This is a genomic window from Sporosarcina soli, from assembly GCF_042655805.1.
GTDB classification, from domain to species: Bacteria; Bacillota; Bacilli; order Bacillales_A; family Planococcaceae; genus Sporosarcina; species Sporosarcina soli.
In genome coordinates this window covers 575,426-594,905 of sequence record NZ_JBHSNO010000005.1, presented here as the reverse complement: position 1 = coordinate 594,905, position 19,480 = coordinate 575,426, and the positions used below count along the sequence as shown (strand labels likewise).

The following is a 19,480-nucleotide window of genomic DNA, read 5'->3' as shown; positions in this document are numbered from 1 at the left end:
TGAAGGCTTTTTCATTTTCCAGACACCAAGTGTCTCGTTATTTCGCTTTATAACCGACCATATTGATGGGATCTTTTGGAGACGAATAAGGCGGAGAATAGCAGAGCTCGAGTGCTGCTAAGTCATCGACTGTCATTTTGCCCAAGATTGCAGTAGCAATGACATCAATTCGCTTGTCGACACCTTTGTCACCGACCGCTTGCGCACCGAGTATGCGTCTTGTTGCTCGGTCGTAATGGACACGCAAGTGAATCTGTCCATGATCGGGGTAATAGCCTGCATTGGTCCGTCCATCATAGATGGCTGTATCAAATGCAATGCCTTCGTCGGTTAAGCTTTTCGCGGAATGACCAGTGATTGCTGCCGTCAATGAAAACAACTTCGTGATGGTCGTCCCGAGGAGGCCGTTCATCCGAACCGGATTTCCTGCCAAGTGACTGGCAACAATGGCGGCTTGCCGATGCGCGTGCCAGGCGAGTTTTACATTCTTCGGTTTACCTGTAAACCAATCCTTGGATTCCACCGCATCACCGATCGCGTAAATATCGGGATCGTCAGTTTGCATATAGTCATTGACGACCATTCCTCCGGTCGGCCCGATCGATAACCCTGCTTCAGCAGCCAGTTCCGTATTCAAGTCAATTCCTATACAAGCAACGAGAAAATCGACTGAGAAGTTCGGTCCTCTATCCATGAATAACGTGCGGCCTTCTATTCGATCAATGGCATCATTAAAATAGATTTCGACCCCATTGTCTTTCATTTCATTGCCAAGGACTTCGGAAATCTCCGGATCCATCACGCTCATGACCCGTTCATCGCGGTTGATCAGTACTGTTTTCAAGTTTTGGTGTATAAGATTTTCAGCTACTTCGATGCCGATAAATCCGCCACCAATCACAGCGCAAGCCCGCGGTTTTTCACGGTCGATGTAGGCTAGGACTTCTTCCATTTGACCAAAGTTTTTCAGTGTGAATAAAGGAAGGTTACCAAGCCCTTTCAATTTTGGAATACGGGCTCTGCCGCCGGGGGAGAGAATCAGTTTGTCATAGGTTTCTAGAGCGTGCTCACCTGTTAGTAGGTTTTGGACCTTGACGGTTTTGTTGGTGCGATCGACGGCAAGTACTTCATGTTCCAAACGAACCTCGATATTCCGTTGGTGGGCGAATTTGCTAGGCGAGGGACCCGCAATTTTCGATTTTTCGTCAATTACCCCACCGATAACATAAGGCATCCCACAAGTACCGTAACCAAGAACGGGATCACACCCGAATAGGATAATTTCGGAATCCGGCAAAGCGCGTCGTACTTGGGCCGCGACGGTAGCCCCTCCGGCAACTGCACCGACGATGACGAGTTTCATGAAACATGCCTCCCTGAGTTCACTTACTTAGCTTGTTTAAGAAAAAAACTGAAACAGTTCCTGGACCGGTATGGGAACCGATTGTGGGACCGATCATATGGATTTCAATGCTTTTCGGACGGAACAGTTCATCGATCAGTCCTTTTAGTTCGAGTGCGATGCTTTCATCATCTGCATGGCTGATGGCAATGGTTTGTTCACTTAAATGGTCTCCACGTTCCGCCATCAGTTCGGTGATCCGTCGCAACACTTTTTTTCGTCCACGGTGTTTTTCAATGGGTACCAATTTTCCGCCTTCGACATGGAGAAGTGGTTTGATATTCAGCAAACCGCCAATGAATGCACTCGCTTTCGATACGCGGCCGCCTTTTGCCAAGTAATCGAGATCTTCCACGGTGAACAAATGCTCCATATGGGCTGCCATCGATCGGATTTTCCGCTCGATTGTTCGCACATCGTCTCCTTCATTGCGCAGGCGGACCGCTTCTTTCACGAGAAGACCATAACCGAGAGAAGCGCATTTCGAATCGATGATGACGAGATTCATGTTCGGGTTTGTTTCCTTGACTTGGTCTTTCATCATGACGGCGGTGTTGTACGTACCGGATAATTCAGATGAAAAGGCGATATACAGTCCATCTTCCCCAATTTCCGCAAGTTCTTTCCACTTTTCTAAAAAAAACTCGGGTGAAACTTGAGAGGTTTTGGGGTGTTTACCATTTCGGATAGCATCGTATACCTCTTTTGCCTCGATTGCCAGAAGATCTTCGTAATCATTATCGTCCATGAGGACATGTAAGGGGAGTATTGTTACATCGTTTTCATCAAAAAAGGATTTGGGTAAATCGCAGGCACTATCTGCAAATAATTTCATAAAACTCCTCCTATGGAAATGATTTTATTTATTTAATTATTTATTTAAGTGCAACCGTTCTTCTAAGAACAGTGCAATACCATCTTCATTATTCGTTTCAGTCACTTCATTCGCAATTGATTTCAGTCGGTCGATCGCATTCCCCATCGCGACGCCCACTCCGGCATAATCGATCATTTCCAGATCATTGTCTTCGTCGCCAAATGCGATGATTCTTTCTGTTGGAATATCCATCCACTTGGAAACGTGTGAAATGCCGACCGCTTTATTCAATCCGTGACGGACAATTTCGATGACATGCCATGGTGCACCCCAACGTCGATGGTCAATCGCTTCTGCATGCACTTCCCCAAGATGGCGTCGAATTGGATCGACGTGCTCGGCATCCGCTTGAATGAGTAAACTTGTTGGGTTCTCTTTCAAAAATTGACGGATATCCCCTTGTTTGATCATCGGATCGCCAAACCCGAAAATATCAAGTAGTTTCTCATCATGGTAATGCATATACACATCATCCATCACTTCCGCGACAATATTATGGAAAGAATATTGTTGCATCGCATCAACGACATCGGTGACGACTGGAAGTGAAATTGGTTCATGGATCGTCTTCCATGACGGATCTGTCGGATGGTGAACGAACGCCCCATTGAAATTGACGATAGGCGTACGGAGTCCGAGTTGTCGATAGTAGACCTCACTTGCCCGATAAGGTCTACCGGTTGCAATCATAATATGGTGGCCGTGCTCTTCTGCTTTTTTTAAGGTTTGTTTCGTTTTTTCCGAGATGACTTTTTCGTCGGTGAGTAAAGTACCGTCCAAATCAAGTACGATTAAATGTGGCTTCAAAAAAAACGCCTCCTTCTCTATTGTATAGTGTATCGTTAAGTAATAATCCAAGTCAAAAAAACGCTAATAGGTGGAACTTCCTTTTTGTTTTTTTAGAAAAACTTTGGTACGCTCTAGTGAAAAGATAAAGGTGTGTGTGTCTTGATTGTTACGGATGAGCAATGGGGAGATATCCCATTATTACATATTGTAGAAGAACAATTCGCGGACAAAGAAGTACCTGTCGTTATTTTCCTGCATGGTTTTACGAGTGCCAAGGAGCATAATCTGCATTATGCATATAATATGGCAAAGAAAGGACTTCGTGTTTTATTGCCAGATGCGCTCTTGCATGGTGCAAGGAGTGAGGATCTGGACGAAGTGCAATTGAGCCTACGCTTTTGGGAAATCGTTTTGACATCGATTGAAGAAGTGAAGTTTTTGTATGAAGAACTTGGAAGACGGGGAATCCTGAAGACAGAAAAACTCGGAATGGGCGGTACATCGATGGGTGGTATCACGACACTCGGTTGCCTGTCCGTATATGATTGGATCAACGTGGCGACCATTATGATGGGAGCGCCGGGCTATGTGCAACTATGCAAAGCGCAAATGGCACAATTTGAACGTCGCGGTTTTACATTGCCCATCACGGACGAGGAAAGGAAAAACTTGCTCAATACACTTGGCGCATTCGATCTGACGAAACGGGCAGCCACTTTGAAGCAAAGGCCGATCTATTTCTGGCATGGTCAACAAGATACCGTCGTCCCGTTTCAGCCGACATACAATTTTTACGAAGCTATCAAAAAAGACTATGCACATGTACCTGAACGGATCGAATTCGTCACGGAAGACACTGCGGGACATGCCGTTTCTAGAAAAGGCATGCTACAGTCGGCAGACTGGTTTGCACGTCATCTTCAGTCAGCATTTGTTTGAAAACCTGCTAAATGAATAATGGAAGGCAACCTAAGTTCGCCGCTTCCTGAAAGTGCCTTAATTTCTGCAAAGGACGCAGAAATACGGCAAATCGAACCCTTCGCTGTTCGATTCGCAATTAAGCCGAGACGTGATTGATTTGAATGAGTAAGCCGAACTCTGTTATGATGGGGATAACATATGAACGGAAAGAGGGATGAAAATGAGTAACGATATGAAAGAAAGCATGATGGGCGCACTAGAAAATGTCGTCGACCCGGAACTGGGCGTGGACATTGTCAACTTGGGGCTTGTCTATGACGCAGAGCTGGATGAAGAAGGCAAAGCGATCATCACGATGACATTGACTTCGATGGGCTGCCCGATGGGACCGCAAATCGTCGCGAACATCAAACAAGAACTGATGGAACTCCCAGAAGTGAAAGATGTGGATGTCAACATCGTATGGAATCCGCCTTGGTCACGAGATAATATGTCTCGCTATGCCAAAATGGCGCTAGGGGTAAGATAATAGAAAATACCTGAAGTATGGGGTGAGCTGTATGACCGATTGACGAGTCGTACAGCTTTTTTTGTTGTGGTGGGGGTGTGTTGTGAAGTATGTATCCCTGCAATTCCATTTTTATTTCAAAATAAAGAAGGGTTTTCGGAATTTTGTCGAATGAGGTTATGGAGTAGAAAAATGTGAAATGGGAGTGGAAATGATGGCTTTTACAACAGCTGATCTTTGTGATGATTTTGCGAATGAGGTACAGATATGTACAGTAGAATTTAAGTCTTATGGGAAAAATAAAAAGTTTTCTGGGCCAATTGCGACTGTCAAAGTATTGGAAGATAATGTATTGGTGAAAGAAGCTTTGCAGCAAATACCTGAAGGGAGCGTCCTTGTTGTAGATGGGGGCGGTTCCAGAAGATGTGCGTTAATGGGTGATAATTTAGGAGATATTGCGCAAACGCGCAAGCTTGCGGGCGTGATCATTTACGGATGTGTCCGGGATACTGCAGAAATAGCGGAACAAAATATCGGTGTATTGGCGATTGGCAGCAACCCGTTGAGAAGTGTGAAAAAAGGGAACGGAAGCACCGATATTCCTTTAAATTTTGGAGATGTCGAATGGGTGCCGAACCATTATGTGTACGCGGATGAAGACGGTGTCATCGTCGCTCCACGTCCATTAATTGGTGAATGATAACTCTTCGGAAAGGGTATACCCTTTCCGAAGGGATTTTTTTATCTTCATTCAGCGGAGGATTCCCACCTCTATAGGTAGCGAGAAAAATGCGGTTTTGTTTACCTGTTCAGCGGGTATTCAAACGCCGCTGAACGAAGATAAAGCCTCCGGCGGATGTCACAGATTTTGAATTGAGCTTTGCTCAATTCAAAATCTGGACGCAATTACGCCAAGGCGTAATTGATATAAAGGATAAGCAAAATTCTTTACTTTGATGAAAAATCATCTTAAAATTCTATTAATCAAAGATGGTCAAAGATAGTCAAAGTCAAACTTATTGGAAGGTGAGTGTCTATGAGAATGGCTGGTCAACAGGAAGAGCAACAAGCGCCACTTGAACAATTTGGGCGTAATCTTGTGGAAGAAGTGAAAAAAGGGAAAATGGATCCGGTGATTGGACGGGATGAAGAAATTCGTAATGTCATCCGGATTTTATCTAGAAAGACGAAAAATAATCCGGTGCTTATCGGAGAACCGGGCGTCGGGAAGACCGCAATTGTGGAAGGGCTCGCTCAGCGAATAGTGAAAGGTGATGTGCCGGAAGGATTAAAAGACCGGCGAATTTTCGAATTGGATATGAGTGCATTAATTGCCGGTGCCAAATACCGCGGGGAGTTTGAGGAGCGCTTGAAAGGCGTGCTGAAGCAAGTGAAGGATAGCGACGGTGAAATCATTCTGTTCATCGATGAAATCCATACGATTGTCGGGGCAGGGAAAACGGAAGGGGCGATGGATGCGGGGAATATGCTGAAACCGATGCTCGCCCGCGGAGAGCTATATTGTATTGGGGCAACGACGCTCGATGAATATCGCATGTATATTGAAAAAGATCCCGCGCTTGAACGCCGTTTCCAGCAGGTGCTCGTACGCGAACCGTCCGTGGAGGATACAGTGTCGATTTTACGAGGGCTGAAAGAACGATTCGAACTTCACCATGGGGTCCGAATTCACGACCGGGCAATCGTTGCAGCGTCCACTTTATCCGATCGTTATTTGACGGAACGGTTTTTACCGGATAAGGCGATCGACTTGATCGACGAAGCGAGTGCGATGATCCGGACGGAAATCGACTCGATGCCACAGGAACTAGACGCTGTGACACGTCGCATTATGCAACTGGAAATTGAGGAACAAGCATTGCGGAAGGAAAAGGATGCGGTCAGTCAAACGCGCTTGGAAGCGTTGCGCGATGAGTTGAAAGAACTGAAGGAGTCTTCCGGAGGGATGCGGGAGCAATGGGATGCTGAAAAAGCGACGTTGCGGGGCATTCAGGAAAAACGGGAGCAACTCGATCGGTATCGCCGTGAACTTGAGGAAGCCGAAAATCGCTTTGATTTGAATAAGGCGGCGGAACTTAGTTACGGGAAAATCCCGGCGCTTGAGAAAGAGTTGGCAGAATTAGAAGCCCCACTCGTAGATGGCCGGGAAAGCCGTCTCCTTCGTGAAGAGGTGACAGAAGAGGAAATTGCGACAATCGTAGCACGTTGGACTGGCATTCCGGTTACGAAACTCGTTGAAGGCGAACGTGAAAAACTGCTTCGTCTGCGCGAAACATTGGAAGAGCGTGTCATCGGGCAAGAGGATGCGGTGCAATTGGTGACGGAAGCGGTCTGGCGTGCACGTGCAGGGATTAAAGATCCTGATAAGCCGATCGGTTCGTTCTTGTTTTTAGGACCTACCGGTGTTGGGAAAACGGAACTCGCGAAGACGCTTGCTGCTACGTTATTTGATTCGGAAGATCATTTTATCCGGATCGATATGTCGGAGTATATGGAGAAACATAGCGTTTCGAGACTGGTCGGTGCACCTCCGGGGTATATCGGTTATGAAGAAGGCGGCCAATTGACAGAAGCGGTCCGTCGCAATCCGTATTCCGTCGTGCTTCTTGATGAGATCGAAAAAGCGCATCCCGATGTCGCGAATATTTTGCTACAAGTACTCGATGATGGACGGATTACGGATAGCCAAGGAAGACTCGTCAACTTTACGAATACAGTGGTTATCATGACGTCGAATATCGGATCGGCATACTTGTTGCAAGGACTGGAAGATACGGGAGATCACGCGACGGAAGATTTGGTCATGGCTGAATTGCGTCGCCATTTCAAACCGGAGCTGTTGAACCGGATGGATGATATTATTATCTTCCACTCGCTAAAAGCTAATTCTTTCCGTCTGATCGCTAAGAAAATGCTCGAGGACCTAGTGAAGCGGCTGAAAGGGCAAGAAGTGGAGTTGGCCTATACAGATGCTGTCCTTGACTGGATTGTCCAAGAAGGGACGGATGCCGAATTCGGAGCGCGTCCATTGAAACGCTTCATCCAGCGACATGTCGAAACCGTTGTCGCCAAAGAGTTGATCAAAGGGGATTTAGGACAAGAGGGCAAGCTCATCCTCACAATGGAAGAGGATCGTTTGAAAATCAATCACGAATAAATGAAATCGCATAGGTCATAGGATCTATGCGATTTTTTACGCTCCACTCAATTTTAGATGTGCATTCTATCGTTTTCGCGTTATGATGGTAGATAGACTACTAGAAAAAGGAGAGTGATCGGATGAAAGGAAGAGCTTCATTAAGTCGGCAAATAACGCTATTTGTTGTTGGGACTATGGTAGCTGTTTTAATAGCGATCGGTATTATTTTATTTTTAAACACATCGAAGACGGTCCAGAAGTCGATCAGCCTTCAAGGGATTAGTACAGCACAACATATTGCGAGTTTACTAAATGCTGCTGAGTATGAACAGCTAACGAATGAGATGACGGAATCTGAATTGTATTGGAAGCTCCGTGCAGAGTTGAAGGAATTACAGACGACGAGTGGCGTACTGTTTCTTTATACCATGACCGCTCCGGATTCGCCTGACGAACCGGTGCAATTTCTCATTGATGCGGCGGATCCGGATGCTGAAGATGCGATCCGGATCGGTGAATCACATGAGTTCACGACATATGAAACAATCAAGGGTGCGCTAAAAGGAGAAGGGAATGCAGCCCCTATTATCGAAGATCCAGATTACGGAAGCTATCTCTCCGCGTTTGCGCCGTTGTATAACGAACAAGGTGAAAGAATTGCGGTTGTTGGTGTTGATATTGCAGCCGATTCGGTTGGGGCGGTTCGTGCTGAAATATTGAAATCGAATTTACCGCTCTATATCGGTATTATTTTAGCGATTGTCGCGCTTGCATTATACTTGATGAATCAGTTTGTCAGCCGTGCACTCCGACCATTGGGCGAGATGGAAAATGTCGCATCGGAATTTGCGGGTGGTCATTTGACGAAAGCAGAAGAATCCCTCGTTTCCGTACAGGCGAAAGGGAACAATGAAATCACGTCCTTTAAAGGGGCGTTCACGGAATCCTTGATTCAAACGAAAGGACTGATGACGGACATGAATAAAACCGCCATTTCACTTCTTGCGGTGGCGGAGGAACTGACACAAGTTGTCGATGATGTCCGGGGCTCGAACGATGAAATTACAGCTAGTATGGCGCAAATTGCAACAACGAGTGAGGTGCAGGAGACGAATAATCGGGAAGTGTTGACAGCGGTGGAGGAAATGGCTGTCGGCATCCATCGAATCGCGGAGTCTGCCTCGGCTGTTGCAGAAGCATCTGATGTCATGGAAGGTCTTGTGGACGCAAGTGTGGCAAATTCACAACAAGTTGTCGGTCAGATCAAAGATGTGGAGGTCACTGTCCAAAAATCCGAAACGATTATGCGGAATATCGGCACAAAATTCCAATCGATAGAAGAAATGGTCGGCATGATCACGGATATCGCAGAACAGACAAATCTGCTTGCGCTAAATGCAGCCATTGAGGCAGCGCGTGCTGGAGAATCCGGGAAAGGCTTTGCAGTCGTTGCAGGGGAGGTTAGGAAGCTTGCAGAAATGTCCCGTCACTCTGCAGAACAGATCCGGGATGAAATTGAGTCATTCCAAATATTGACTTCTAGCGCAATGGTTGAAATGGGGACAAGTGCTACCGGAATGGTGGAAGGATCGAAGGCGGTCGTTCAAGTTGTCGATGATTTGGCGGCTGTGCTTGATACCGTTCGGAACGTCAACCAGGAAATTCAAGATGTATCGGCTGTGACGGAGGAAATGTCGGCCGCTTCTGAGGAAGTACTGGCATCGATGGAAGAAGTGATGTCCTTGGCAACAGAAAATGCAGGGCGGACACAGTCGGTGGCGGATGCTTCGGCTATTCAACAGAACTCCGTCGATTTACTCGTCAAAACGATTCAATTACTCAATAACTCTTCAGCGACACTTCGTAAAGATTTAGAGAAATTTGACTGAAAATGAACAATCAATTACGCCTCGGCGTAATTGCGTCCAGATTTTGAATTGCGCTTGCTAATCGCTGGTGCCTTAATTTCTGCAAAGAACGCAGAAATACGGCAAATCGAACCCTTCGCCGTTCGATTCGCAATTAACTCCCTTCAAAATCTGTGACATGCCCAGGAGGCTTTATCTTCGTTCAGCCAGCGTTTAATACCCGCTGAACAGGAAACAAAACTACATTCATCTCGCCACCTATAGAGGTGGGAGTCTTCTACTGAATGAAGATAAAAAACCATCTTCCATGACACCTGGAGATGGTTTTTTCTTCGCTTATTAATGATCTGCAACTTCGCCTTGTGGAAATGATTCGCCGACGAGAAAGACAAACACAGAAACAATTAGAGAGATAATTACGCCGGGAAGAAATTCAAAAGATACGTTGGCAATTGAACCGGAAACATAGTTCAACATCGATATTAATAAGAAAGACCAAATGAACGTCATGATGAATTGCATGGATTTCACCTCTGTATCACTATTTCTTTGTTCATCATATCACAGCAAGTTCGTCGGAGAAACCATTTTCCACAGACAAAGACACTTTATTTGGCGAAAAAGTGTCCGTGGGTTGAAAAATGGTTGCAATTCTTTTATGATTGATACCAGGTACTAATATTAGATGATAAGAACGGGGGATGTGGAATGAACGCGGGACTAATAGGCATCGGGAAATACGTGCCGCCAGGTATTTTGACAAATGCGGACCTTGAAAAGCGTATGGATACATCAGATGAATGGATTCGGACGATGACGGGTATTGAAGAAAGGCATATTGCGGATGAGTCCATCAACACATCCGACATGGCATATAACGCAGCAGTAGATGCACTGAACAATGCAGGCATCAAACCAGAACAGATCGGGCTTATCCTTGTTTCAACTGTTACGCCGGATAAACCGTTTCCTTCTGTTGCAACAATGATCCAAGAACGGCTCGGTGCAAAAAATGCAGCGGCAATGGATGTTTCAGCAGCTTGTGCAGGATTCATGTACGGTGCTGTAACAGCCAAGCACTTTGTTGAAGCGGGAACATATGATTATGTACTAGTTGTGGGTGTAGAGAAGTTATCCAAAGTGACAGACTGGGAAGACCGCAATACGGCGGTTCTTTTCGGAGATGGCGCAGGCGCGGCTGTCATTAGTAAAGTGAGTGAAGGACGGGGAATCCTGTCATTCGAACTTGGTGCAGATGGAACGGGCGGTAAACATCTTTATCAAGATCGGTACATCCACATGAACGGACGAGAAGTGTTCAAGTTTGCGGTCCGTCAAATGGGCGAATCGGCGGAAAGTGTCATTGAAAAGGCGGGATTGACAAAGGAAGATGTCGATTTCTTAATTCCGCACCAGGCAAATATCAGAATTATGGAATCGTCGCGGGAACGCCTTGGCTTACCGATTGAAAAGATGTCCAAAACGATCCATAAATACGGTAATACATCTGCAGCATCTATCCCGATCTCGCTTTTCGATGACTTAGCGGAAGATCGAATCAAGGATGATGATATCATTGTACTCGTTGGATTCGGCGGAGGCCTGACATGGGGCGCTCTTTGTATCAAATGGGGAAAATGACATGCTATAATAAATGGAGTTTCAACACGGAAAATTAGAATCATTTTTATTCAGTAGAGAAGGGAAGTTTTCGCGAATGGAAAAACGACGTGTAGTTGTAACAGGAATCGGTGCCATTTCTCCTGTCGGTAACTCGGCGGAAGAATCATGGCAATCGGTTTTGGCCGGTAAATCGGGCATCGGTCCATTGACAAGGCTTGATAAAGAACAGTTTCCTGTAAAAGTAGCTGCAGAAGTGAAGGATTTTGACATTGAAGCGTACATCCCGCGTAAAGATGCACGTAAAATGGATCGCTTCACGCATTATGCACTCGTCGCCTCAATTATGGCGATGAAAGATGCAGAACTTGAATTGGAAGGTGAGCTGGCTCTTCGTACCGGCGTTTGGATCGGTTCTGGAATCGGCGGAATGGAAACACATGAACAACAATTTAAAACATTCCTTGAAAAAGGCTATCGCCGAGTCAGTCCGTTTTTCGTCCCGATGATGATTCCGGATATGGCGTCAGGACAAGTATCGATTCATCTCGGAGCAAAAGGCATTAACTCCTGTACGGTAACGGCTTGTGCATCCGGTACGAATTCCATCGGGGATGCATTTGAAGTGATACGGCGCGGGGAAGCGGACGTCATGATCACAGGTGGCGCAGAAGCACCGATCACGACGATGTCGGTTGCCGGATTCTGTGCGAATACTGCATTATCTTTAAATCCGGACCCAGCGACAGCATCACGTCCGTTCGACGCGGAACGTGACGGGTTTGTAATCGGGGAAGGAGCTGGAATTCTGATCCTCGAGGAATATGAGCATGCAGTGGCACGTGGAGCGAAAATCTACGCTGAAATGATCGGTTACGGTTCCACGGGAGATGCGCATCATATTACAGCTCCGGCTCCTGGAGGCGAAGGTGGCGCGCGTGCAATGGCTCAAGCGATTGCAGATGGTGGCATCACACCGGATCAAATCGATTATATCAATGCCCACGGAACGAGCACACCGTATAACGACCAATTCGAAACGATGGCAGCCAAAACTGTATTCGGTGAACATGCTTACAAACTGGCAATGAGTTCGACAAAATCGATGACAGGCCACTTACTGGGAGCTGCCGGCGGATTGGAAGCGATCTTCACAGTGAAAGCATTACAGGAAGGCATCTTGCCGCCGACGATGAACTATGTCAATCCAGACCCTGATTGCGACCTCGATTATGTTGTGAACGAAGCGCGGAATGCGGATATCACCTACGCCATGAGTAACTCACTCGGCTTCGGTGGCCATAATGCATCCATCGTCTTCAAGAAACTATAAGATAGAAAAAACGAGTGTCGGCAAAGTCAAATTACGACTTTGCCGACACTCGTTTTTGGTGGGGTTAAAGCTAGAGTGCGACGCTCAAAGAAGTAATGCAGTGATCAAAGCAAGGCGCCATCGCTCAAAGAAGTAATGCGGTGATCAAAGCAAGCCTCCAGCGCTCATACCTGTAATCAAGTGCTCATCCTAAGTGCGCCAGATCCTAACAACAGGTTGAAGCCCCCTTCGTCTAAAAGGGGGCCATGCTTTCATATAATGGACCCAAGCGTCTGGCACCCGGAGTCAAGACGAAAAAAATCCAAAGGACGATGCAAAATGACACGCACATTTCTATTTCTCATTAGTTATGGACTCATTGTCATCACGATCTCCAATATGATTTTCTACTTCAACTACAGAGCACTTGGATATGAGTGGAACGAGATTTTTCGTTATATTTTTCGGACAGCGGATTTTGCCCTCTTTGTGATAGCTGCGTGCATCCTGATTCTTACCGTCTACGTCCGAGTCCCATCGCGGCTTCCATTTTCGCGACAGTGACGGATGCGATGGCATTGGCTTTATTTGCACCCTTATCGAGGATTTCATCAAGGACAGGCGATTCAAGTAACTCATTATACTTTTCTTGAATCGGTGTTAAATGTGCAACAACTGCTTCAGCGACACCGGTTTTGAAAGCACCGTAGCCCAGTCCTTCATATTTCACAACAAGATCATCGATCGACACGCCACTTAGTGCGGATTCGATGGTAAGCAAGTTTGAAACGCCAGGCTTATTTTCTACATCATATTTGACAACGCCCTCGGAATCGGTGACGGCACTTTTGATTTTCTTCTCGATCTCTTTTGCAGTGTCAAGCAGGGAGATGGTACCTTTTTTATTCGGATCGGACTTGCTCATTTTCTTTAAAGGATCCTGAAGGGATTTGATACGGGCGCCATTTTGCGGGATCCGTACTTCTGGGATGGTTAACACTTTGCCGTATCTTGAGTTGAAGCGTTCAGCCAAGTCACGTGTCAGTTCCAGATGCTGTTTTTGGTCATCGCCGACAGGGACGATATCTGTATTATATAGAAGGATATCGGCAGCCATTAACGGTGGATAGGTAAGCAATGCAGATGAAACTCCCTCCTGTCCTTCGGATTTGTCTTTGAATTGTGTCATCCGCTCAAGCTCTCCGATATAGGAAATACATTGCATCATCCAGCCGGCTTGGGCATGTGCAGGGACTTCTGATTGGATGAACAGCACCGCTTTTTCTGGATCGATTCCACTCGCGATATAGATCGCTGCGAGGGAGCGGATCGTTTTTGCTAATTCGGCAGGGTCTTGCTGTACGGTAATTGCATGTTGGTCAACAATGCAAAATAGACATTCATATTCATGTTGCAGTTCTGTAAATTGGCGGAATGCCCCGATATAGTTACCAAGCGTGACAACGCCAGTCGGCTGTACGCCGGAAAAAATGGTTTTCATAAAATCTCCTCCAAATTGGTGTATTGAATACAAAAAAACATCAGCTGTCCCCTGTGAAAGGGACGACTGATGTTTGATCAACCGTGGTACCACCCGAATTGCCCGAAGGCCACTCTAAAATCCCGTAACGCGGGGGACGTGACAAGCTACTCTGGAAATCATCCGTTCACATGATGATTTCTCACTTCTTCACCTGTCAGGCTCAGGAACCCACTTCCTCCGATCTGCCCACCTGTTCACACCAACCACAGGCTCTCTGCAAGAAACATGACCGGCATACTATTTCCGTCAACGCCAATTCGCTCTACTGTTTCCAAAATTATAATATGGTCATGTCCAAATTGCAAGAGGACACTTTATAATATTAATATGGAAAACCCTGAAAAGTGTGTGATTTCAGGACTTTTTTTGAAGGTTGGTGAAACCTTTTCCATGTTAGAAACGTATTATATAGTGTACTCCGTTTTTCAATTAGATAGTTTCTAAATGAGAAATTTTTTTATTTGACAAATCAGATGTTTAAACATTTAAATCTACGGGTATAACAGTAATGAACGAGTAATCGTAAAATGAATTGCCTCAGAAAAGCTGATTATATTATGGAATTGTGACAATCCCCTATGATTAAGTAAGTTTTTTTGAAAAAAGTGTATTCATCGCTTCTGAATATGTGTATAATAGGAATAGGAGCAAACAGTTTAAAATCATTCTAATTTATCTATAGAAATAGCTGTCAAAACATTTTAGCCGACTGAAAGGAAGTGTCAGCATATGATGGTTACACTATTTACTTCACCAAGCTGTACATCATGCAGAAAAGCGAAAGCATGGTTGGAGGAGCATGAAATACCGTATACAGAACGAAACATTTTTTCTGAACCATTGAATATTGATGAGATAAAAGAAATTCTTCGTATGACCGAAGATGGTACGGATGAAATTATTTCAACAAGATCTAAAATATTCCAAAAGCTAAATGTTGATGTGGAAAGTCTCCCATTACAACGTCTTTATGAGTTGATCCAAGAACATCCAGGTCTATTGAGAAGACCAATCATTCTGGATGAAAAAAGGCTGCAGGTAGGGTATAATGAAGATGAGATTCGTCGATTCCTACCAAGAAAAGTAAGAGCCTATCAGCTACTTGAAGCACGACGCATGGTAAACTAAACATACAATAATGTAGGGCTGATAGGAGCAGACATTGTAAAATGCCTTATACCTATCGGCTTTTTGTATTTCTCTTGCTTTCCTGAAGGATGTTCTCTACAATGCTATTACTATCAAAATTACTCGTCATCAGGCGGAACCCTTTCAAATCCTGTTCGACGGTCATATAGTAAGAATAAGCATTGCAGGTTGTTTACTAACATTGAAAGAAACAAGTAAAACTTGTTTTGGAGGAAGGGAGAGGAATAGAGATGGAAATAGAGCGCATTAATGAAAATACTGTTAAGTTTTTCCTTTCATATATGGATATTGAAGAGCGGGGCTTCACCCGTGAAGAAGTATGGTATAACCGCGACAAAAGCGAGGAACTTTTCTGGGAAATGATGGATGAAGTCAATGATGAGGCCGAGTTTGAGGCTGAAGGTCCATTATGGATACAAGTGCACGCGATGAGCGGTGGTATCGAAGTAACTGTGACACGAGCGCAACTATCTGAGGACGGCGAACCGTTGGATTCACCGTTTGGAGTAGACGATCCGAGGAAATTGTTTCAACATCACGATGAATTGTTTGAAAATGATGAAAATTCGACATCGGCGATGGATAGGGGAGCATTTGAATGGAACGACAATATGTTTGTTTTTAACGAATTCGACGATCTGATCCCGCTGGCAGTACGAGCGGCTGACTATGAGGTAAAGACATCGCTCTATTCGTATGAAGATAAATACTATATATATTTGGAATACGATGATGAAGTGATGAAAAATGCAAGGAAATCCGATCTATACAGTGTGCTATCTGAGTTTGGTACACCGTCCAATTTGACGATTCATCGCATAAGAGAGTACGGCACTCTGATTATGGATGAGGATGTCTTTTCAAAAATTCAAGCTTATTTTTCAGCATAATATAGACAGAATTGCGGACAGCTACCTAATGGGTGGCTGTTTTTTTGTGGTCGTCTAGACTCCGGGCGCCAGACGCTCGGGTCATAAGACGTTTTGACTGTGAGGCAAAAAGCGCCTCTTGGGCCCACAGGATGTGGGTCATGCAGTCGTTGCCAATCGAACAGCGGAGGGTTCGATTGGCCATATTTCTGCGTCCTTTGGAGAAATTAAGGCACTTGTTTCAGGACGCGGCGAATTTAGACTGCCTTCCTAACGTCTTACGCCTGTCGCGTCTAGGCAGGCGCCCTGCACTTTTGTTCTTGAACGAGATAGTTGATTTATGGTTGGAAAATTCGTAAAATTAAAATGAAAGGAGGGAGCTTTCATACTCGCAGCTAAAACAAAAGAAGGGAAACTGATCGTTCTTACGAAAACATATCGAAAGGAACAATTGAAAAAATGGCGACAATCCCAAAGTTTCTATTGTCCACAGTGCGAAAAGCCGGTCCACTTGAAAATTGGAGAGATTGTGGCGCCTCATTTCGCACATAAGAAAAATGAAGCCTGTCCAAGTTTCTTTTCAGAAGGTGAATCCAAAGATCATCTCCAAGGGAAACAACAATTGTATTTATTTTTTCAACAACATGCAGACCACGTTGAACTCGAACCGTATTTTAAAATGTTGGCCCAGCGTCCAGATCTCCTTGTCATTAATAGAAATAAGCGAATCCCTATCGAATTCCAATGCAGTACAATCCCTGTCGCTGATATGGAAGCCCGCTCATCGGGCTACCGAAGCATAGGGATGGATCCCGTTTGGATTTTGCGTACGCCCGAAAAATTTGTTGGTATTCCACAAGGTATTGGTATTTTTCATTTATCCCATTTTGATGAACATTTTTTGACCCGTCATTCCCCTGAAGGCCGTGTCCTTCTGACGTATAATCCCCAAACAGAACGCTTCCATTATTACAGTAGCTTATTCCATGTAGTAGGAAATCGCCATATCGGCATTCATCGAACATTATCGAGTTCGATGCAAATCTTTCCCTTTGCGCGCCCGAAAACACCCACTGCAGAAGACTTACAAAAATACACGACGATCTATTTATCGTTGCGCAACCAATTTTTGCAATCACGCATACTATTGAATCGGAAAGGGATCCGCAATTCTTTTTTACGGATCTGTTATGAATTACGCCTTTTACCAACCGAACTTCCGTTATGGATCGGCGTGCCCGTGAGAGGAAGTGATGCATTCCGGGAACATGATTGTGAGTGGCAATTGGCATTGCTTTATTATATGAGACGGCAAGGAATCAGTTTAAATAATTTGTCACAAGCTCATGTTAGAAAGTATCTCGCCCGAATTGGGCAACTATCCGAAAGGAAGGAGCATGCCTGTTTAGCCTATCGTGATTTCCTTCTTACAGCCGGCATTGTCCCATTCCATAATCCTAACAGCATCGACGAACAAAGCATATATGCCTTCATAGCAGCAAGATTCCTTGCAAAGGGAAGTGAAAATTGAGAAAATAGGTCTGATTCGTTATCCGAAATAAAAGCGAAGGGAGATAATACATGTCAACTGAAACGAATAAGAAAGTATTAGCCCGCGATGAAGTAAAAGTGGAGGAAACATGGCGCCTAGAGGATATCTTTGCCACAGATGAGGTATGGGAAAAAGAGTTTGCTGAAGTGGAGGAACTTGCAAAAAAGGCTGAATCCTATAAAGGGACGCTTCATCATGGAGCAGAGACCCTTTTTGAAGCCTTGACGTATCGTGATACCTTGTCTGAGAGATTGCGCAGACTTTATACGTATGCGCACTTGAAGAGCGACCAGGATACGACAAATAGCTTCTATCAGGCCATGGATAGCCGTATCAAATCACTCTACGTAAAAGTATCGACAGCTCTGTCCTACTTCCTTCCAGAGCTTTTGGCCATCGATGAAGATGAATTGGATAAATTCGTCGAAGAATATGATGAGTTAAAACTTTATAAACAGGAATTTGAAGAGGTCAATACGCAACGCCCGCATGTTTTGCCGGCGGAGCAAGAAGCATTGATCGCGCAATTATCAGAAGTAACGAGCAATGCTTCGGCAACGTTCAGCATGTTGAATAATGCAGACTTAACATTCCCAACTGTCAAAGATGAAAATGGGGAAGAAGTTGAATTATCGCATGGCCGTTATATCCGCTTCTTGGAAAGTGATGATCGACGTGTACGCGAAGATGCCTTTATGGCCATGTATTCCAAGTACGGAGAATTCAAAAATACATTCGCTACTACGCTATCGGGGAATGTCAAAGGGAATAATGTCAATGCGCGCATCCGGAACTATGCATCTGCGCGGGAAGCGGCAATGTCCAATAATCATATTCCTGAACAAGTGTATGATAACCTGATCGCGACGATCAATAAGAATGTTCATTTATTGCAACGGTACGTAGCTCTTCGAAAAAAGATGTTCGAATTAGAGGATTTGCATATGTGGGATCTATACGCCCCGCTCGTTCAAGATGTGAAGATGGAAATTACGTATGACGAAGCGACGAAGACGATGTTGGATAGTTTCCACCCGTTAGGCGATGAATATGTATCTATCGTCAAAGAAGGGCTGGAAAACCGCTGGGTCGATGTCCGTGAAAACAAAGGGAAACGTTCTGGCGCCTATTCTTCCGGTACTTACGGAACAAATCCATATATTCTCATGAATTGGCAAGACAATGTGAATAACCTCTTTACACTCGCCCATGAGTTTGGCCATAGTGTACACAGTTATTATTCCAGAAAAACACAGCCATTCATTTATAGCGGTTATTCCATATTTGTCGCGGAAGTGGCTTCTACGGTGAACGAGGCTCTTTTGAATGATCATTTATTGAAAACAATCGATGATGAGCAGAAACGGATTTATCTGTTAAATAATTGGTTGGACGGATTCCGAGGCACAGTTTTTCGCCAAACGATGTTTGCGGAATTCGAACATAAAATCCACGAGCTTGACCAACAGGGAATTCCTTTAACCGCCGAAAAATTGACAGAAGAGTATTACGCACTGAATAAGAAGTATTTCGGGGAGGATTTGGTCGTTGACGAAGAGATTGGACTCGAATGGGCCCGAATCCCACATTTCTATTATAATTATTATGTGTATCAGTATGCGACCGGCTATAGTGCAGCCGTTTCACTTAGCAATCAAATCTTGACGGAAGGGAAGCCGGCAGTCGACCGGTACATCAATTACTTCCTAAAAGCCGGTTCATCCGATTACCCAATTGAAGTGCTAAAAAAAGCCGGGGTAGATATGACGAGCGTAGCGCCAATTGAAGAAGCCTGCCGAGTCTTTGAAGAGAAATTAAACGAGCTTGAATCACTCCTATTGAATAAATAAGATTTGAGTACCGAAAGGGTCCGACGTCATGCGTGACGGTTAGGACCCTTTTTTTAGGAA

The 19,480-nt window shown here is 44.9% G+C and carries 16 protein-coding genes and 1 other annotated feature; of the genes, 11 read left to right on the top strand and 5 right to left on the bottom strand.

What is annotated here, in order from left to right; genetic code table 11:
• Positions 1–37 precede the first annotated feature (37 nt).
• The 3 genes from ACFPRA_RS07205 to ACFPRA_RS07195 are packed head-to-tail and all read right to left on the bottom strand — an operon-like array spanning position 38 to position 3,086.
• Entirely contained in the window at positions 38–1,363 is a 1,326-nt protein-coding gene (locus ACFPRA_RS07205; protein WP_381432149.1) for a CoA-disulfide reductase, read from the bottom strand.
• A 19-nt stretch (positions 1,364–1,382) separates the two neighbouring features.
• Entirely contained in the window at positions 1,383–2,237 is an 855-nt protein-coding gene (locus tag ACFPRA_RS07200; RefSeq protein ID WP_381432147.1) for a DegV family protein, read from the bottom strand.
• A 36-nt stretch (positions 2,238–2,273) separates the two neighbouring features.
• Positions 2,274–3,086 (bottom strand): Cof-type HAD-IIB family hydrolase, encoded by an 813-nt coding sequence (locus ACFPRA_RS07195; protein ID WP_381432145.1) that lies wholly within the window; start codon positions 3,084–3,086, stop codon positions 2,274–2,276.
• A gap of 141 nt (positions 3,087–3,227) precedes the next feature.
• Here ACFPRA_RS07195 and ACFPRA_RS07190 point away from each other — a divergent pair, with 141 nt between their 5' ends.
• The 5 genes from ACFPRA_RS07190 to ACFPRA_RS07170 all read left to right on the top strand — a co-directional run bounded on the left by ACFPRA_RS07190 (position 3,228) and on the right by ACFPRA_RS07170 (position 9,546).
• On the top strand, positions 3,228–4,007 hold the full coding sequence (locus tag ACFPRA_RS07190) for a prolyl oligopeptidase family serine peptidase (RefSeq protein WP_381432143.1): 780 nt from the start codon (positions 3,228–3,230) through the stop codon (positions 4,005–4,007).
• A 202-nt stretch (positions 4,008–4,209) separates the two neighbouring features.
• Positions 4,210–4,518: a metal-sulfur cluster assembly factor gene (locus ACFPRA_RS07185; protein ID WP_381432141.1), complete on the top strand. Its 309-nt coding sequence runs from the start codon at positions 4,210–4,212 to the stop codon at positions 4,516–4,518.
• A gap of 193 nt (positions 4,519–4,711) precedes the next feature.
• Positions 4,712–5,197 (top strand): ribonuclease E activity regulator RraA, encoded by a 486-nt coding sequence (rraA, locus tag ACFPRA_RS07180; protein WP_381432138.1) that lies wholly within the window; start codon positions 4,712–4,714, stop codon positions 5,195–5,197.
• Between the two features lie 336 nt (positions 5,198–5,533).
• Positions 5,534–7,675, top strand: a complete 2,142-nt coding sequence (locus tag ACFPRA_RS07175) for an ATP-dependent Clp protease ATP-binding subunit (protein ID WP_381432136.1) — start codon at positions 5,534–5,536, stop codon at positions 7,673–7,675.
• A 122-nt stretch (positions 7,676–7,797) separates the two neighbouring features.
• Positions 7,798–9,546 (top strand): methyl-accepting chemotaxis protein, encoded by a 1,749-nt coding sequence (locus ACFPRA_RS07170; protein WP_381432134.1) that lies wholly within the window; start codon positions 7,798–7,800, stop codon positions 9,544–9,546.
• 318 nt (positions 9,547–9,864) lie between these two features.
• Here ACFPRA_RS07170 and ACFPRA_RS07165 read toward each other — a convergent pair whose 3' ends face one another.
• Positions 9,865–10,047 (bottom strand): DUF2929 family protein, encoded by a 183-nt coding sequence (locus tag ACFPRA_RS07165; protein WP_381432132.1) that lies wholly within the window; start codon positions 10,045–10,047, stop codon positions 9,865–9,867.
• A 186-nt stretch (positions 10,048–10,233) separates the two neighbouring features.
• Here ACFPRA_RS07165 and ACFPRA_RS07160 point away from each other — a divergent pair, with 186 nt between their 5' ends.
• Both ACFPRA_RS07160 and fabF read left to right on the top strand, forming a co-directional pair.
• The gene (locus ACFPRA_RS07160) at positions 10,234–11,166 is read left to right on the top strand and encodes a beta-ketoacyl-ACP synthase III (RefSeq protein WP_381432130.1); all 933 of its coding nucleotides are present in this window, start codon (positions 10,234–10,236) and stop codon (positions 11,164–11,166) included.
• Between the two features lie 76 nt (positions 11,167–11,242).
• Positions 11,243–12,478: a beta-ketoacyl-ACP synthase II gene (gene fabF, locus ACFPRA_RS07155; RefSeq protein ID WP_381432128.1), complete on the top strand. Its 1,236-nt coding sequence runs from the start codon at positions 11,243–11,245 to the stop codon at positions 12,476–12,478.
• A 493-nt stretch (positions 12,479–12,971) separates the two neighbouring features.
• On the opposite strand, the gene trpS is transcribed toward fabF, so the two are convergent.
• The gene (gene trpS / locus ACFPRA_RS07150; RefSeq protein WP_381432126.1) at positions 12,972–13,958 is read right to left on the bottom strand and encodes a tryptophan--tRNA ligase; all 987 of its coding nucleotides are present in this window, start codon (positions 13,956–13,958) and stop codon (positions 12,972–12,974) included.
• Between the two features lie 55 nt (positions 13,959–14,013).
• Positions 14,014–14,259, bottom strand: a binding site (T-box leader).
• Between the two features lie 473 nt (positions 14,260–14,732).
• Here trpS and spxA point away from each other — a divergent pair.
• From spxA to pepF, 4 genes are all read left to right on the top strand, one after another.
• A complete protein-coding gene (gene spxA / locus ACFPRA_RS07145) occupies positions 14,733–15,128 on the top strand; it encodes a transcriptional regulator SpxA (RefSeq protein WP_186669618.1) in 396 nt (131 codons plus the stop codon).
• Positions 15,129–15,379: 251 nt separating this feature from the next.
• On the top strand, positions 15,380–16,039 hold the full coding sequence (gene mecA, locus ACFPRA_RS07140) for an adaptor protein MecA (protein WP_381432124.1): 660 nt from the start codon (positions 15,380–15,382) through the stop codon (positions 16,037–16,039).
• Positions 16,040–16,403: 364 nt separating this feature from the next.
• Complete coding sequence (locus ACFPRA_RS07135) at positions 16,404–17,549, top strand: competence protein CoiA (protein ID WP_381434788.1); 1,146 nt, start codon at positions 16,404–16,406, stop codon at positions 17,547–17,549.
• Positions 17,550–17,599: 50 nt separating this feature from the next.
• Positions 17,600–19,420 (top strand): oligoendopeptidase F, encoded by a 1,821-nt coding sequence (pepF, locus tag ACFPRA_RS07130; RefSeq protein ID WP_381432122.1) that lies wholly within the window; start codon positions 17,600–17,602, stop codon positions 19,418–19,420.
• The last annotated feature ends 60 nt before the right edge of the window (positions 19,421–19,480 follow it).

What these genes read in the sequence shown, in the direction of transcription:
- ACFPRA_RS07160 (WP_381432130.1), top strand. Translation starts at nt 10,234, where the DNA reads ATGAACGCGGGACTAATAGGCATCGGGAAATACGTGCCGCCAGGTATT.
- ACFPRA_RS07200 (WP_381432147.1), bottom strand. Translation starts at nt 2,237, where the DNA reads ATGAAATTATTTGCAGATAGTGCCTGCGATTTACCCAAATCCTTTTTT.
- fabF (WP_381432128.1), top strand. Translation starts at nt 11,243, where the DNA reads ATGGAAAAACGACGTGTAGTTGTAACAGGAATCGGTGCCATTTCTCCT.
- ACFPRA_RS07175 (WP_381432136.1), top strand. Translation starts at nt 5,534, where the DNA reads ATGAGAATGGCTGGTCAACAGGAAGAGCAACAAGCGCCACTTGAACAA.
- rraA (WP_381432138.1), top strand. Translation starts at nt 4,712, where the DNA reads ATGGCTTTTACAACAGCTGATCTTTGTGATGATTTTGCGAATGAGGTA.
- ACFPRA_RS07170 (WP_381432134.1), top strand. Translation starts at nt 7,798, where the DNA reads ATGAAAGGAAGAGCTTCATTAAGTCGGCAAATAACGCTATTTGTTGTT.
- spxA (WP_186669618.1), top strand. Translation starts at nt 14,733, where the DNA reads ATGGTTACACTATTTACTTCACCAAGCTGTACATCATGCAGAAAAGCG.
- ACFPRA_RS07185 (WP_381432141.1), top strand. Translation starts at nt 4,210, where the DNA reads ATGAGTAACGATATGAAAGAAAGCATGATGGGCGCACTAGAAAATGTC.
- ACFPRA_RS07165 (WP_381432132.1), bottom strand. Translation starts at nt 10,047, where the DNA reads ATGCAATTCATCATGACGTTCATTTGGTCTTTCTTATTAATATCGATG.
- trpS (WP_381432126.1), bottom strand. Translation starts at nt 13,958, where the DNA reads ATGAAAACCATTTTTTCCGGCGTACAGCCGACTGGCGTTGTCACGCTT.
- pepF (WP_381432122.1), top strand. Translation starts at nt 17,600, where the DNA reads ATGTCAACTGAAACGAATAAGAAAGTATTAGCCCGCGATGAAGTAAAA.
- ACFPRA_RS07205 (WP_381432149.1), bottom strand. Translation starts at nt 1,363, where the DNA reads ATGAAACTCGTCATCGTCGGTGCAGTTGCCGGAGGGGCTACCGTCGCG.
- mecA (WP_381432124.1), top strand. Translation starts at nt 15,380, where the DNA reads ATGGAAATAGAGCGCATTAATGAAAATACTGTTAAGTTTTTCCTTTCA.